Below are 15,465 nucleotides of genomic sequence, written 5' to 3'. Positions count from 1 at the left end.
AGAAGGGGATGGAGTATTGATTCTCTTTCCCTTTTTTCAAACAAGCAAGAATAGGAAGGTGGTTCACATGACATTACAAGTTCCAACAATATTAATTGGTTTAGGTGGAATCGGTAGTACTGTGACGCATCAAATATATGAAAAATTGCCTGAAGAGCGCCGGAAAAAGGTAGCAATGCACGTATTTGATACAGATGTGAATACATTAAGTAAATTTGATCATATTCGAAAGTTTAAGACACAAACAAGTTCTAGTAAAACGCCTAGGGAGTATATTGCGGGAGATCCAACGATCCCAGAGTGGTTTCCGATGGATCCGACTATACTTGATAAGCCATTAACAGAAGGAGCAGGACAGTTACGCGTCATTTCACGTTTAGCGTTACGTGCTGCGATGAAAGAAGATAAATTAACGTCCTTTTGGCAAGAAATTGAGAAAATTTTTCCGGTTACAAGTGATCAAACGGAATATGGTGTGCGTGTCATTATAGTAACATCACTAGCAGGCGGAACAGGTTCGGGGATGTTTCTGCAAATTGCATTATATTTACGTGAAATGCTTCGGAAGAAATTGCAGCATCATAACATTTTAATACGCGGTGCGTTTTTAATGCCGGATGTTTTAGTAAAGACGAGAACAGTTAGTGCGAAAGAGTTTGAAACGGTGCAAGCGAACGGCTATGCATCGTTAAAAGAATTACATGCTATTACACTCGGTTCTACTGGAGAATTATCAAAACGCGGCGGTGTAACAATTGAATTAGAGTATCGCCCTGATCAAGTAGATGAAGACGGAAGAACAAATCATACAATTAAACAACATCATTTACCGTACAATTATTGTTTCTTATACGATTATGAAAACCTACATGGACACCATTTACACAATTTATCAGATTATATGGAACAGATGGCAAATACAATTTATTTACAGTTATTTAGCCCGATGTCCACAAGTCATTTTGCACAAGAAGACAATCAAATTCAGCAATTAGCAGAATCAAGCGGAAAAGGACGATATTGCGGGGCAGGAACGGCAAAACTCATTTATCCGTATGAGCATGTGTTAAAATATTGTGCTTTAAAATGGGCTGTGCAAGGTTTAGATGAATCGTGGCTTCATTTAGATCAACTGTTTCAAGAGAAGAAGCAAAGATATGACCAAGATGTAAAACGTGGGATGCAGCGCGAAAAGCCGGAGAGAGGTAAAAGTTATTTAGAGGACTTGGAACATCTTGCTACCCGTCCAGAGCAAGCTCATATTTTCTATAGACAAATGTACAATGAAACACGTGAAGGAGCAGAGGGTGGTAAGCTCGGAGTTGCGAAATCAAAACTGTTTTTAGAAGCTGTAGAAAGTTATGTACAACGCACGGTGCAAAAAGATGAGGAATTAAATCGTCTGCAACATGAGTGTAAAATTTCAGCTGCGAAACTGAAAATGATGGAACAAATGAAAGGTGAAGTAGCAAGAGTGGATCACGCGGTTCGCTTATATGCATATGCGATTCCGAGCCGTGTACATGAACATGTAACGACACTTTTATATGACATGATTGAATCAGACCGCTTTTCACCAAGTGGTTCTGAAGGGCAGTCCTATCAATTAAATACATGGTTTTTAAAGAAAACAGATCCAGTTCACCCAGTAGCAGCACGTTTTATGTTATATGAAATTCGAAAACAGTTAGTAGAAAAAATGAATCGACTACATGAAAATAATGAACAAAAGCGTAATGTAATTCAAAACTACGATAAAAAATTTAATGTAGGTAATATCGATGGCACGGTAACGGCTGTACGCCGAGTAGAAATTGCTCAACAACAAGGCTGGTTCGGAAAAATGATTAATAATCAGCAACGTTTATTCAAAAGAGAATTTGAAGACATCGTAACGCAATATGTACACAAATTAAATGAATATCGAAAAGAAATGCTATTAGAACTTGTGTATCAATCGCTATATCAGGCAGTTAATAAAATGATTCAATATTGGGAAAGATTTTTTGATAATTTACATGAAACACGTGAAAATTTATTGTTTGAAATCCAAAAGCGCAGTAAGGAATTTGAAGGGAAAACAAACCCGACGAATGTTTATGTATTAGCAGAGGAACAGCTGCAAGAAAAGATATGGCAAGATATGCAGCAACATTTAAATTTAGGTGTACTACCGAAAGATATATCAGCGGAAATTTATATGAGTTTGTATGGGGAATATTGTCGTGATGCGAAAACAGAAGAGATTCAGTCGAAAAAGGTAGAGGATTTCTATCGCGAACATATACTGAGCTATTGTTATGACGAACTGCAAGTACGCTATCGTGATAAATTAGAATTGAATATTATTGAAGCGTTGCGAAAAGAAGCAGATTATAAGAAACGTGATCGCGATGAATACGTGCGTGAAAAAATTGAAGACCTGTTCCATTTAGCAAGTCCATTCATTCCGAAAGTTGCTCATCATAGGGAATTACAATATTGGGGTATACATCCTTCTTTAAAGAAAGAGCTACAAGAGGAATTGATTCAAGAAATGTTTAAAGAAAAAGATACAGTACACGAAGCCTTTTCGCCATTTGAAGTGATCTGTTATCGAGCACATTATGGCTTATCGCTGCAAGATTTTCCTAAATTATCATCAGGACATATTTCAAACGGATTTATGAATGATAAAGGGGACTATTTCCAATCGTATTATCGCCGTGTAAACAAATTAAATAGTAAAAAATCTAGTTTAACGCCGCATTTAGATAAGTATTGGCACTTACCAGCCTTTATGCCAGATTTGAATGCGACTCAAACAAAATTAGATTATGATAAATGTAATCGTGCCTTACTATACGCATATATGTATCGCTGGATTAGTTTAGTTGCTGTTGATGGACAGTTTGTGTATCAATATAACGGTGTGGGACGTAGCTTTTTAATTCAGTCGATGGGGAAAAATATTTCAAGCGAAAGTTATAAATTACACAGAGCATTGCTTCATAATCCGTTTATTTATGAAAACATCTTGTCACGATTTGAAGAAGAGCAAGAAAAGGCGATGATACAAGGTGGACATTTATATACACATCCGTTCGTATTAGGAGCCCAAGATGTAAGATGGCTTAGAAAAGAACATGTCCACAATCTTTTAGACATGATTTTAATGTATGACCGTGAAGCGAAGTATGATCCGACGTTAGAAGAAACATCAGATGAATTATTAAGACTATTCCTTGATGAAATCGAGTTGTATTTCCAGAACTATTACGGTACAGGTGCTGATATGGTTGCAAAGAAAGAGAAAGAAATGTTTATTAAACAATTGTGGGATCGCTCGCATGCGAAAGGATATGTAGATCCAAATAGCGCTCCGTATAAAAAATGGCAAAATTTATTAAGTATTCAAGATGAAGAAGAAACGCCAAAAACGAATGTATAATGAATGAAAAGGGAATCCTTAAAAGTGGCAATACAACTTTAGAAAAGAGGGATTCTGATGCCGTTTTTAGGAAGTGTATATCAAATATTTGGGTTATATCCGGAACTTTATTATGGGATGATTTCAGCAGAGTTGCAAGAGGAAGCTCAGAAGGAGCATCTTGAAAATAGTAGTGCAGAAGCTGAAGTGGAAGAATAAAAAAAGTGCAGATGAAAATCTGCACTTTTTTGTTAGTATTAAAATGGTGAAATAACCTCAAATGAATTATTATTTTTAAATAATAATTCATTTTCATTACATACAATTTTCATTACATTGTATGTAATGAAAATTGTATGTAAATCAATGTAATAAAATACATATGAATATTAAGGTGGAAAACAACAATGTTTTTAAGAAAATAATTATGTATAAAAATAACATTTGATACATAATCAACCGATTATTTTTGAGTGATTTATTATTGACAATATAATTAATTGTATGATAAATTCAATCAGCATTCTTAATGGTTTTTTGGTATGATTAATATTTTGAAAATTCAATACGGTATAAGGAGATTGAATTTTCTGTTTTTATGAGTTGGGTTACTAAGTCTATAGGGGAAGTGAACTATGTATATTTTTATTTTTAAAATAGAACAGTAATAAAGAATGTAACAAGTAAGAGATAAACTTGAAAAAGAGGTTTCAAAGAATGAGTCTTTTCATAAAGAAAGCAATGGATGAAGAAAAGAAAAAAGTATTGAATCAAACTTTAGGAGCGATTGATTTAACTCTTTTAGGTATTGGAGCAATTATTGGTACAGGTATTTTCGTATTAACTGGTATTGTAGCAGCGAAACATGCTGGTCCAGCGATTGTATTATCTTTTGTATTAGCGGCAATTATATGTGCATGTGTAGCTTTCTGTTATGCTGAATTTGCATCTACAGTTCCAGTTTCGGGAAGTGTATATTCATATACATATATGACACTAGGTGAGATTTTTGCATTTATAGTTGGCTGGTGTGTTATGCTGGAGTATTTATTAGCGACTTCTGCGGTTGCAGCAGGCTGGTCAGCATATTTTCAGTCATTGCTACTAGGTTTTAATATTCACATTCCTACGGTTTTTGCTTCGGCACCAGGAATGGGGAAGGGTGGAATCATTGATTTACCAGCAGTTCTTATTATTTTAGTTGTTACATTTTTATTAAGCCGTGGTGCAAAAGAAAGTGCACGAATTAATAATATAATGGTTATTATTAAACTGGCTGTTATTGTAGGATTTATTGTTGTAGGGACACAATATGTAAGACCAGAGAATTGGCAACCATTTCTACCGTTTGGTTTTCACGGTGTGGTAGGGGGCGCTGCTACTGTATTTTTTGCTTTTTTAGGATTTGATGCAGTTGCAACAGCCGCAGAGGAAGTGAAGCGTCCACAACGTAACGTGCCAATTGGGCTACTTGTTTCCTTGTTCATTTGTACCGTTCTATATGTAGGTGTTTCATTCGTGCTAACTGGAATGGTTCCGTTTACGGAATTAAATGTTGCTGATCCGGTTGCATATGCGTTGCGCACTGTAGGAGAAGATAGAATTGCTGGGTTGTTATCGGTGGGAGCGATAGCGGGGCTAACAACAGTTCTGTTAGTAGCTATGTTTGCATTTGTTCGTGTATCTTACTCGATGAGTCGAGATGGACTGTTACCAAAAAGACTTTCAAGTGTCCATAAACGTTTACAAACTCCATTTTTTAATACGTGGATTACAGGTATACTAGCAGCTTTATTAGCGGGATTAGTGGATTTGAATTTATTAGCTAATTTAGTGAATATGGGAACGATAACAGCATTTGTGTTTGTATCTATAGCTGTCATTGTATTAAGAAAGACGCATCCTGATATGAAGAGGCCATTCCGTGCCCCTCTAGTACCTTTTTTACCTATCGTTTCAATAGTAAGTTGTATATATTTGGCTTTGAACCTTTCTAAGCTTACTTTAATTAGTTTTGTGGCATGGATTATAATAGGCGTTTTCATATATTTTGTATATGCTAAAAAACATAGTAATGTTAGAAATGGAAATAGAGTATAGTCCATTGAAATAATACTTGTAATGGAAATGAAAACACGCTACTTATTCATATAAGAACAAGTAGCGTGTTTTTTCTATTTAATAATCCCATTTTCTAAAATTTTAATAGTTGGTGCCACTTTCACATTAGCTTTTGAAAAGGAACTTGGCCAATCATCTTCAACTTGTTTCCATTCTTTATATTGAAACGCTCTCGCATAATCACCAAATCCGAATGGATCAAGCTGCTGTTTTTGAATTTTGTGGATTAAATCGTTTAAATCATTGTTTAGTTGTTTTGTAATAAGAGAAGTTAATTTTTTTCTATCATTTTCTATATCCATGTTGAATGTAAGTTCAGATACGGCAATTTTTAAATCCATTTTAATATTAAATTTGAAGCGGTTATCGCTATAGTCTGTACCGATATCATGATTCATACTAAGAACATTTATTGTTATAAAATCGTCGCCTTTTGTATCTTTTAGATGGCTATTACTTTCAACTAAATTAGAGGGGATTTTCATTGTAAGTGAAACGGGTATATTAGCTTTCTTTTGCACCATAAGAAGAAGGGCACTTTCGTAGCGATTTAAAGACATCTTATAAGTTCCACGAGAGGTTAATAGTGCCGAACCGGTAACAATAACATCTTTCTTCCCTTTTTTTATTTCTGAAATAGCAGGAGTTACGCCTTTATTAAAAGTTTGTCTATGAAATTCATGGAATGTCGTAAACACGGTCCGATTGTATAGTTTGTTCGTATTAATTAAATCTGTTAAATATTCAGGAAGAGCAGGCTTATCTTTGAAATTATTATATATAACAGAAGAAATGGGGCCATCTACTGCAACCATGCGCATATTCCCTGTATTTTTAGGGTCGCGATACCAAACATCCAGATAAGGCATAGCTCCTTCTTGTTTTAAAAAATTCGTGCTAAACAATATAAGCTGTAACTTTTCTGTGGACACTAAACCGCTGCTTGAACTGTTAAACGTATCTTTTGCTTCTCGGGGTGTATGTACTTTCGCTTCATGAATTTCGTACTTTTTCTCTACATCTTCATTGAAAATAGGATTTACGTGATACACAATTAATTTTCCTTTTGCTTTTGCGTCAAAACCGTAAATTAATGAGATGGATTGTTTTTCTAAATCAAGCCGATCTTCACAGCCTGCTAAAAAAATTATGAGAAAACAAAATATAATAAAATGAATAAAGCGTCTCATTTAAACTTTTCTCCTTTTCCAATGCTGATAAAGTGTCATGTATAAGAGAAATACAACTGGGAATAGAAAAACGATAAAATAACTAGCAGTTCCCCAAAATTCCCGCAACGAACTTATCTGATAAGAAGAAGGGATATAAAAGAATAAGATGAAAATACACCCGAATAATAAAAAATAAATAGGTAATGAACTGCCTTTTTTGTTAAGTAATTGATTAATACCATCTGAAGCAGTAAAAATATAAGGAATACAGGAATCAAAAATAATAAAGAGATAAAATGACAAAAAGATAATTTCAAACCGCTCAAGAAATGAGAAATGAAACGGTGTAACAAGAGAAAGAGTTGGCCATAAAAACTTTGTTATACCATCTGGACTAAAATAAATAAAAGAAACGAACGTGATTTGAAGATAAATAAATAACGTAATCAAATTTGCAATAACAATTCCTTTTTTTGCAGATGCTTTGTTAGTTAAATAAGGATAAAGGACAAACGCAAACTCGAATCCGAGAAACGCAATGATAGTTGATTTTACGGTGTTTATAATTGGTAGCCATCCTTCCTTGATGAGAGGAAGAAGATATATAAAATGCCCATCTTTAAGAGGAATAAATAATAATAATGGCATCCAAAGTGTAAAGATGACAGTGAAAACAGCAAAACGACTAATAATAAGTGCTCCTTTACATGCAAGCATAAGCATTGGAATAGATAGCAAAATCATAATTAAAGACATAGGAGATCTAGGTAAAATCCAAATATGAATAACGTATAAGAGGGAAAAAATTAAGGAAACAGCTGCGAGTACAGCATATAAAATCCAAAAAATCATTACTACTCTTCCTAGCCATTTTCCAAGATAGCGTATCAGCACATCAAGTAAAGTATATCCTGGATGTTTTTCCATGATTTTTACAATACATAGACTGACTAAAGTAGTAATGACACATCCGATAATAATAGACATCCAGCCATCTGTATTCGCTCCTTGTGCAACTTCACGCGGAAGTGTAAGTACGCCGAATCCGACTTGAACACCACTAATCGTTAAAATGTATTGAAATAAAGTAATCTCCCTCTTTGCACGTTTTGTCACTAATTCTCCTCCTTTTCTTCAACATCTCTTTGCCGGTTATCTTGTTTTAATTGTAGAGATAGTGGCCGTTTCTTCATAATTTTCCATGGGAAACGTATAAGGGTATCTTTTAAATCCGAAGCATATGACGGAGAAAAAGGACTACCATATGGTACACCAAGTGATTCCATAGAAAGAATATGGATGATAATGATTGCCATTCCAACCATAATTCCAATGACGCCAAATAAAGAGGCGGCTATCATCATTGGGAATCGAAGAAGCCGAATTCCTGCTGACATTTCTAAGTTAGGAATAATGAAGGAGGCAACCGCAGTAATTGATACGACGATAACCATAACGTTACTCACAATCCCAGCTTGAACCGCAGCTTGTCCAATTACAATTCCTCCTACGACGCCGATTGTTTGTCCAACAGGCCCAGGAAGCCGAATCGCTGCTTCTCGGAGCATTTCGAGAACTAATTCCATTAATAAAGCTTCTAATATGGGAGGAAAAGGAATTTTGGCTCGGGATTCTCCAATCGTTAACAACAATTTGAGCGGAATCACTTCATAATGGAAGGAAATCATAGCAATATAAAGAGCAGGAGCAAATATTGCAATAAATAGCCCAGTGAAACGAAGGAGTCGTATAAAAGATGGAATCATAGGTCTGAAGCTGTAATCATCTATCGTCTGAAAGAAGGATGAAAAGGTCATAGGTCCTATTAATACGCCTGGTGAGCGATCTACAACAACAGCAATTCGCCCATTTAAAATATGATGTGCCGTTGTGTCAGGACGTTCAGTGATAGACAATTGTGGGAAGAGAGTATAGGAATTATCTTCAACAAATCCTTCTAATTCACCTGTAGTAAGAATAGCATCTACTTTGATTGATTCAATGCGGCATGCCATATCTTGTACAACATCTTCGTTTGTAACATCTGCAAGATAAAGTAAAAAAACTTTAGAGGTTGCTCGTTCGCCAACAGTGAATTCTTTCACTTTTAATTCGCGATTTGGAATATAGCGACGAATAAGTGCGATACTATCACTTGCCACTTCATTAAATCCTTCGTGTGAGCTTTTTATGGAAGTCTCTGTTGTAGGTTCTTCAATACTCCTTTTTGGCGCCGCTTGCGTATCTAGTTCTAAAGCTGATAATTGCCCGTTTATAAATAAAATACTTTTGCCATGTAAGAGAGATTGCTCAATGTCTATCCACTTCTGAACTTTTTTAATATTCCCTATAGAAACAGAAGATTCCCAAAAATCATCTTCATTCCATTCTTTAAATAAGAGAGGACGAAGAATATCTACATTAATAACAGTTTTATCTACAAGTCCTTCCATATATATAAGAGCAGCTTCTTTTCCGTTTTTTAACGGGAAAGTGCGTGTAATTAATTGTGGAATACCACTAAATAATTTGGATAAGTGTTTAAGATTAAGCGGCATGGAGGAAGAAATTTCTTTATTTAATACAGTTTCAGATTGCTCATGTGTAGAGAAAGATTTTTCGCCCCTTATCCATTTTCGAAAAGATCCCATATATTCACCTTATTCCTCGTTGAACTTTATATGGGTTATTATGGATAGTTACATACAGACATATGCGCAGTTTAAAATTTATATTGTATATTTGTACATTTAACGCTATAATTATAGTGTTAAAGATGGAATCGTGATATGACCTGTTATGAATCTATCGTTTTATTTATGAATAAATGGATTGGTATTTTAGCAAGATGTGCTAATAAACTACTCCACCATGATGATAGCGTGCCCAAAATGTGGTGCGTATATTTTCGTGGTGGAGTTTTTTTTATTCTCAAAAAGGGGGAAAGACCATGAATGACAACATGGTTCATATTACAATTGACGGAAAAAAGTATACAGCGGAGCCTGGTTCAACGATATTGGGTGTTATTAATGAGAACGGGATTGAACATCCGCAAATTTGTTACGTGCCGGAAGTAGATCCTATTCAAACATGTGACACTTGTATTGTAGAAGTTGACGGAAAGTTAATGCGTTCTTGTTCGACGATAGCAACGGAAGGTATGAACGTTGAGCGTGCTTCTGTTCGCGCAAAAGAAGCACAAACAGAGGCGATGGATCGGTTACTAGAAAATCATTTATTATACTGTACAGTATGTGACAACAACAATGGGAACTGTAAACTGCATAATACAGCAGAATTAATGGAAATTGAACATCAAAAATATCCTTATGAACCGAAAGTAGATGTAAGTGAAGTTGATATGACGCATCCGTTTTATCGCTATGACCCTAATCAATGTATTGCATGCGGTCAATGCGTTGAGGTGTGTCAAAACTTACAAGTAAATGAAACGTTATCGATAGACTGGGAAGCGGAACGCCCACGAGTTATTTGGGATGAAGGAGTAAATATTAATGATTCTTCATGCGTTAGCTGTGGTCAATGTGTAACGATTTGCCCTTGTAACGCTTTAATGGAGAAAACGATGCTCGGTGAAGCTGGATTTATGACGGGATTAAAACCAGATATTCTTGAACCGATGGTAGATTTAATTAAAGAAGTTGAGCCTGGATATAGCGGTATTTTTGCGGTATCAGAAGTGGAAGCGGCCATGCGTGATACTCGTACGAAGAAAACGAAAACAGTATGTACATTTTGTGGTGTAGGTTGTTCGTTTGAAGTGTGGACGAAGGGGCGTAAAATCCTTAAAGTACAGCCATCTTCAGATGCACCAGTCAACGCAATTTCCACTTGTGTAAAAGGGAAATTTGGTTGGGATTTCGTAAATTCTAAAGAACGAATTACAAAACCTTTAATTCGTAAAAATGGAACGTTTGTTGAATCTACATGGGAAGAAGCACTGAATGTAGTTGCAAATAAATTAGGTACTATTAAAGAAGAGTATGGTAAAGGTTCTATCGGATTTATTTCTTCCTCTAAAATTACAAATGAAGATAATTATGTAATTCAAAAATTAGCTCGACAAGTATTTGGAACGAATAATATTGATAACTGCTCACGTTATTGCCAATCACCAGCAACGGATGGTTTGTTCCGTACAATTGGTATGGGCGGTGATGCAGGAACGATTAAAGATATTGCGCAATCTGGTCTTGTTATTATTGTAGGATGTAATCCGACAGAAGGTCATCCTGTTTTAGCTACACGTATTAAACGTGCACATAAATTACACGGACAAAAGTTAATTGTAGCTGATCTTCGTAAAACAGAAATGGCAGAGCGATCAGATGTCTTTATTAGTCCAAAACAAGGAACAGATCAAGTTTGGTTAATGGCTGTTACAAAATATATGATTGATCGAGGTTGGCATGATCAGGAATTTATTAATGAGAATGTAAACTTCTTTGAAGATTTCAAAGAAAGTCTAGAAGAATATACACTTGCATATGCAGAAGAAGTAACAGGTATTTCAAAAGAAACACTTATTCAAATGGCTGAAATGATTCGTGATGCAGATGGTACATGTATCCTTTGGGGTATGGGGGTAACGCAAAATACAGGTGGTTCTGATACTTCCGCTGCAATTTCAAACTTACTTCTTGCAACAGGGAACTATCGTCGTCCAGGAGCAGGTGCATACCCACTTCGAGGTCACAATAACGTACAAGGTGCTTGTGATATGGGTACTTTACCAGGATGGCTTCCAGGATATCAGCACGTTACTAACGAAATGGAACGTGCGAAATTTGAAACTGCTTACGGAGTGAAAATTGATAGTGAACCAGGTCTTAATAATATTGAAATGCTTCACGCAATTGACGAAGGAAAAATGAAAGCAATGTATCTTGTCGGAGAAGATATGGCTCTTGTAGATTCTAATGCAAATCATGTACATGAAGTGTTGTCGAGCCTTGATTTCTTCGTTGTGCAAGATGTTTTCCTTTCTAAAACTGCTCAATATGCAGATGTTGTATTACCGGCAGCGCCATCTCTTGAGAAAGAAGGTACTTTCACAAATACAGAGCGCCGTGTCCAAAGATTATATCAAGTTCTTCCTACGCTAGGAGATGCGAAACCAGACTGGTGGATCGTCCAGGAGGTTGCGAATAAACTAGGGGCAAACTGGAATTATAGCCACCCAAGTGAAATCTTTGCTGAAATGGCAAGTTTATCACCATTATTCTCGCAAGCGAACTATGAAGTGCTTGAAGGATGGAACAGTTTCCATTGGGGAAGTTTTGATGGAACAAATACACCACTTCTGTTCCAAGATGGATTTAACTTCCCAGATAAAAAAGCTCGTTTTGCGATTGCTGACTGGGTACGTCCAGCTGAATTTCCAGCGGAGTTCGACCTTCACATTAACAACGGTCGTATGCTTGAGCATTTCCATGAAGGGAATATGACAAATAAATCAACAGGTATTCAAACGAAAGTACCTGGTGTTTTCGTTGAAGTCTCTCCAGACCTTGCAAAAGAACGTGGCGTAAAAACAGGTTCGTTAGTTCGTCTTGTCTCTCCTTTTGGAGCATTAAAATTACGTGCACTCGTTACAGATCGTGTAAAAGCGAATGAGTTATATTTACCGATGAACTCTACAGATAACGAAACGGCAATTAATTTCTTAACAGGTCCTGCTGTGGATGTACGTACGAATACACCTGCGTATAAACAAACGAAAGTGCGTATGGAAGTGTTAGAAGTTGATGGCGAAAATCCGATGCCAAAAGCGAACCCACGCAATAAAAAACGTCACCCTCAAGCTGGAATTGAGGTACATCGTAAGTGGGCACGTCCAGGGTATGTGCATTTAACGGATAAGTAGGAGGAGAAAACTATGGCTGCACCTATAAAAATGATTCAAAAACAAGAATTAACTGAAGAAGAAATAAAACAGCAAAAATTAGATGATTTAAAGGAGCTTTTAACAAATAATGAAGAAGCTCTAAATCAGATGTTTAATATAGTAGGGGAATTAAATGACATTGGAATGCTAGAAGCTGCAAATTCTATGCTGAAAGCGAAAGAACCAATTGCAAAGATTGTTCTAGGTCAAGTAACTCGTGAGCCTGTTACAAATTTAATTAATAATATGATGGGTGCTGCAGGTGCGTTAACTGAACTTGACCCAGAACTTACGAAAAAGCTTATAGGTAGTTTATTAGTCGGGCTAGAAGAAGGTAATGAACATCTAGAAAGTAATAAAAAAGTAGGGGTATTCGATCTTATGAAAGTATTGAAAGACCCAGATATTAACCGCGCTATCGGGTTTGGGCTTCATTTCTTAAAAGGAATGGGGAAAGGGTTAAAAGACGAATAAACTTCATGAAGTGAACCTTTCCGCCCAAATATTTGTAGGAAATAGTTTGGGCGGAAGGCTCATTTTGGTAAAATATATAATAAAGTAAAATGAGGCTTTTGGGAGGTATAATTGTATGTCAAAAAAAGTACATGAATTTAATGATATGATCCGAAAACTTCGAAAGGAACTTTTCGGAAAAGGACCAGAACGAATTCATACTGTTTTTGCGGAAAATATGGCTATAGCGACTCTTTATGGAAACTTAACACCTACTGAAAAATTTATTTCAAGTACGATGGACGGTGCGGAAATGGTTCATATGGCTAGAACGAAAATGATTCAAGAAGTGTATGCTGCGAATTCCCGTGAACATTTGGAGGAACTTGTTGGAGCGAAATTAGTGAATTTGTTTTCAGATATGAAAGTAGAAGAAGATATTGCAGTTTCTGTATTTGTTTTTGATAAAAATATAACGTGAGAGAAGGATACTGATCGTGAAACCGATACAGGTAGAAAGAGAAATCTTTCGTTATGAACAAGGAGCGTTTAAGCATATAGAGGACAGCATTGTAACAGAGTTTCCTGTCACCATTAAAATGAACGGGCAGGAGTTTGTTACAATGGTTAGTACTCCAGAATATATAGAAGATATGGTAATAGGCTTCTTAGCGTCTGAAGGAATCATTCGGAAGTATGAAGATATTGATAGCATATGGATGCAGGAGAAAGAAGGCTTTGTGCATGTAACAACGACAAAAGTAAATCCGTATTATGAACAAATGCAAAATAAACGCTATATTACGTCTTGTTGTGGTATGAGTAGGCAAGGGTTTGTTTTTGCAAATGATGCACTAAGTGCAAAAAAAATGAAGGGTGTCCATGTACAGGTTACGGCAGAGGATTGTTTTCGGTTAATGAAAGAAATGCAGCAATCTGCGGATACGTTTCATCATACTGGTGGGGTTCATAATGCAGCTTTATGTGATGTGAATGGTATTATTTTAAGCCGAATGGATATTGGTAGGCATAATGCACTAGACAAAATTTACGGTTATTGTTTAAGAAACAATATTTCTATAAAAGATAAAATCATTGTTTTTAGTGGTCGTATTTCTTCGGAAATATTATTGAAAGTTGCAAAAATCGGTTGTGAAATTATACTATCAAAATCAGCTCCAACTGAGTTAGCTTTGCAACTAGCGGAAGATTTAGGTATTACGACAATAGGATTTATTCGTAATCACTCCTTAAATGTATATACCCATCCAGAACGAGTTTTAAATATAAAATAAAAGTGAGGCAATGAAGATGAAATCAGTTACATTAGACAAGTTGCAACGTCCGTTAAAGGATTTACGTATTTCAGTTACTGATCGCTGTAATTTTCGCTGCCGATATTGTATGCCAGAAGAAATATTTGGTCCTGATTACTCGTTTTTGTCTAATGAGAAAATTTTATCTTTTGATGAAATTGAAAGGATAACACGTATTTTCGTTTCTTTAGGTGTGAGAAAATTACGGATTACAGGCGGAGAACCGTTACTTCGAAGAGGGCTTCCAAAGCTTATTGAGCGCCTTAATAAAATTGATGGTGTAGAAGATATCGGTTTAACAACCAATGGATCGTTACTTAAAAAGTTTGCTCCTAATTTATATAAGGCGGGACTATCACGTGTAACAGTTAGCTTAGATTCCTTAGAAGAAGAGCGGTTTTTCTATTTAAATGGTAATAGGAGCAAAGTGCAAAGGGTTCTGGAAGGAATACAGGCTGCAGCTGAAGTTGGAATGAAAATTAAAATAAACATGGTCGTTCAAAAGGGAAAAAACGAACAGGACATTTTGCAGATGGCGCAATATTTTAAGGAAAATAAGCATATTCTTCGTTTTATTGAGTATATGGATGTTGGAAATTATAATGGTTGGGATTTAAAAGAGGTCGTCTCTAAACAAGAAATAGTAGATACGATTCATCAAGTTATGCCGTTAGAACGGATAGAAGCAAATTATTCTGGTGAAGTGGCTACTAGGTATCGTTATATAGGAAGCGATGAGGAAATAGGTATTATTTCATCAGTAACAGATTCTTTTTGCTCATCATGTACGAGAGCTCGTATTTCTGCAGAAGGAAAATTATATACTTGCTTATTTGCTTCTAAAGGAAATGATTTAAGAGAATTGCTTCGTTCTGAACATACAGATGAGGACATTACAGATGTAGTACGCGATATATGGAATAATAGGGAAGATCGTTATTCAGATGAACGCTTAAATCATACAAATAAGAAAACAATACCTAAAATTGAAATGTCACATATCGGTGGTTAATATATAAAGCTAGCTTCATAGTGAAAAATGGAAAATTTACAAGAGTTGTGGATTTTCTATTTTATAGTAAA

11 protein-coding genes are annotated in these 15,465 nt (G+C 35.7%); 8 read left to right on the top strand and 3 right to left on the bottom strand.

Features of this window, described 5'->3' with window-relative positions; genetic code table 11:
- Window positions 1–67 precede the first annotated feature (67 nt).
- From QCI81_RS04835 to QCI81_RS04825, 3 genes are all read left to right on the top strand, one after another.
- Window positions 68–3,430, top strand: coding sequence for a tubulin-like doman-containing protein (locus QCI81_RS04835; RefSeq protein ID WP_000175110.1), 3,363 nt, complete (start codon window positions 68–70; stop codon window positions 3,428–3,430).
- Window positions 3,431–3,487: 57 nt separating this feature from the next.
- The gene (locus QCI81_RS04830) at window positions 3,488–3,628 is read left to right on the top strand and encodes a hypothetical protein (protein ID WP_001116193.1); all 141 of its coding nucleotides are present in this window, start codon (window positions 3,488–3,490) and stop codon (window positions 3,626–3,628) included.
- A gap of 498 nt (window positions 3,629–4,126) precedes the next feature.
- On the top strand, window positions 4,127–5,509 hold the full coding sequence (locus tag QCI81_RS04825) for an APC family permease (RefSeq protein WP_000051662.1): 1,383 nt from the start codon (window positions 4,127–4,129) through the stop codon (window positions 5,507–5,509).
- Window positions 5,510–5,583: 74 nt separating this feature from the next.
- Here QCI81_RS04825 and QCI81_RS04820 read toward each other — a convergent pair whose 3' ends face one another.
- The 3 genes from QCI81_RS04820 to QCI81_RS04810 are packed head-to-tail and all read right to left on the bottom strand — an operon-like array spanning window position 5,584 to window position 9,353.
- Window positions 5,584–6,720 carry a Ger(x)C family spore germination protein gene (locus QCI81_RS04820; RefSeq protein ID WP_001252184.1) on the bottom strand — a complete coding sequence of 379 codons (1,137 nt, stop codon included), beginning with the start codon at window positions 6,718–6,720 and terminating at the stop codon, window positions 5,584–5,586.
- Window positions 6,721–7,818, bottom strand: coding sequence for an endospore germination permease (locus tag QCI81_RS04815; protein WP_000166524.1), 1,098 nt, complete (start codon window positions 7,816–7,818; stop codon window positions 6,721–6,723).
- Window positions 7,818–9,353, bottom strand: coding sequence for a spore germination protein (locus tag QCI81_RS04810; protein ID WP_071731382.1), 1,536 nt, complete (start codon window positions 9,351–9,353; stop codon window positions 7,818–7,820). Before QCI81_RS04810 ends, QCI81_RS04815 begins: the two co-directional genes overlap by 1 nt.
- A 299-nt stretch (window positions 9,354–9,652) precedes the next feature.
- Between QCI81_RS04810 and fdhF the strand changes: the two genes are divergently transcribed.
- The 5 genes from fdhF (at window position 9,653) to moaA (ending at window position 15,394) form a co-directional block, all read left to right on the top strand.
- Entirely contained in the window at window positions 9,653–12,592 is a 2,940-nt protein-coding gene (fdhF, locus tag QCI81_RS04805; RefSeq protein WP_071731381.1) for a formate dehydrogenase subunit alpha, read from the top strand.
- Between the two features lie 12 nt (window positions 12,593–12,604).
- Complete coding sequence (locus QCI81_RS04800) at window positions 12,605–13,087, top strand: helical membrane plugin domain-containing protein (protein WP_000729897.1); 483 nt, start codon at window positions 12,605–12,607, stop codon at window positions 13,085–13,087.
- 115 nt (window positions 13,088–13,202) lie between these two features.
- Entirely contained in the window at window positions 13,203–13,547 is a 345-nt protein-coding gene (locus tag QCI81_RS04795) for a Na-translocating system protein MpsC family protein (RefSeq protein WP_000039582.1), read from the top strand.
- A 16-nt stretch (window positions 13,548–13,563) separates the two neighbouring features.
- Window positions 13,564–14,361, top strand: coding sequence for a formate dehydrogenase accessory sulfurtransferase FdhD (gene fdhD, locus QCI81_RS04790; protein WP_071731380.1), 798 nt, complete (start codon window positions 13,564–13,566; stop codon window positions 14,359–14,361).
- A gap of 16 nt (window positions 14,362–14,377) precedes the next feature.
- On the top strand, window positions 14,378–15,394 hold the full coding sequence (gene moaA, locus QCI81_RS04785) for a GTP 3',8-cyclase MoaA (RefSeq protein ID WP_071731379.1): 1,017 nt from the start codon (window positions 14,378–14,380) through the stop codon (window positions 15,392–15,394).
- The last annotated feature ends 71 nt before the right edge of the window (window positions 15,395–15,465 follow it).

The sequence above is a fragment of the Bacillus cereus group sp. MG20 genome (genome assembly GCF_040459885.1).
Taxonomy (GTDB): Bacteria; Bacillota; Bacilli; order Bacillales; family Bacillaceae_G; genus Bacillus_A; species Bacillus_A cereus.
The sequence above is the reverse complement of the archived record's forward strand: the minus strand, read 5'-3'. Positions and strand labels throughout refer to the sequence as shown.

Bases quoted from the DNA above. Each gene is read 5' to 3' on its own strand.
- QCI81_RS04825 (WP_000051662.1), top strand. From the start codon at position 4,127: ATGAGTCTTTTCATAAAGAAAGCAATGGATGAAGAAAAGAAAAAAGTA.
- QCI81_RS04835 (WP_000175110.1), top strand. From the start codon at position 68: ATGACATTACAAGTTCCAACAATATTAATTGGTTTAGGTGGAATCGGT.
- QCI81_RS04820 (WP_001252184.1), bottom strand. From the start codon at position 6,720: ATGAGACGCTTTATTCATTTTATTATATTTTGTTTTCTCATAATTTTT.
- QCI81_RS04800 (WP_000729897.1), top strand. From the start codon at position 12,605: ATGGCTGCACCTATAAAAATGATTCAAAAACAAGAATTAACTGAAGAA.
- QCI81_RS04830 (WP_001116193.1), top strand. From the start codon at position 3,488: ATGCCGTTTTTAGGAAGTGTATATCAAATATTTGGGTTATATCCGGAA.
- moaA (WP_071731379.1), top strand. From the start codon at position 14,378: ATGAAATCAGTTACATTAGACAAGTTGCAACGTCCGTTAAAGGATTTA.
- QCI81_RS04810 (WP_071731382.1), bottom strand. From the start codon at position 9,353: ATGGGATCTTTTCGAAAATGGATAAGGGGCGAAAAATCTTTCTCTACA.
- QCI81_RS04795 (WP_000039582.1), top strand. From the start codon at position 13,203: ATGTCAAAAAAAGTACATGAATTTAATGATATGATCCGAAAACTTCGA.
- fdhF (WP_071731381.1), top strand. From the start codon at position 9,653: ATGAATGACAACATGGTTCATATTACAATTGACGGAAAAAAGTATACA.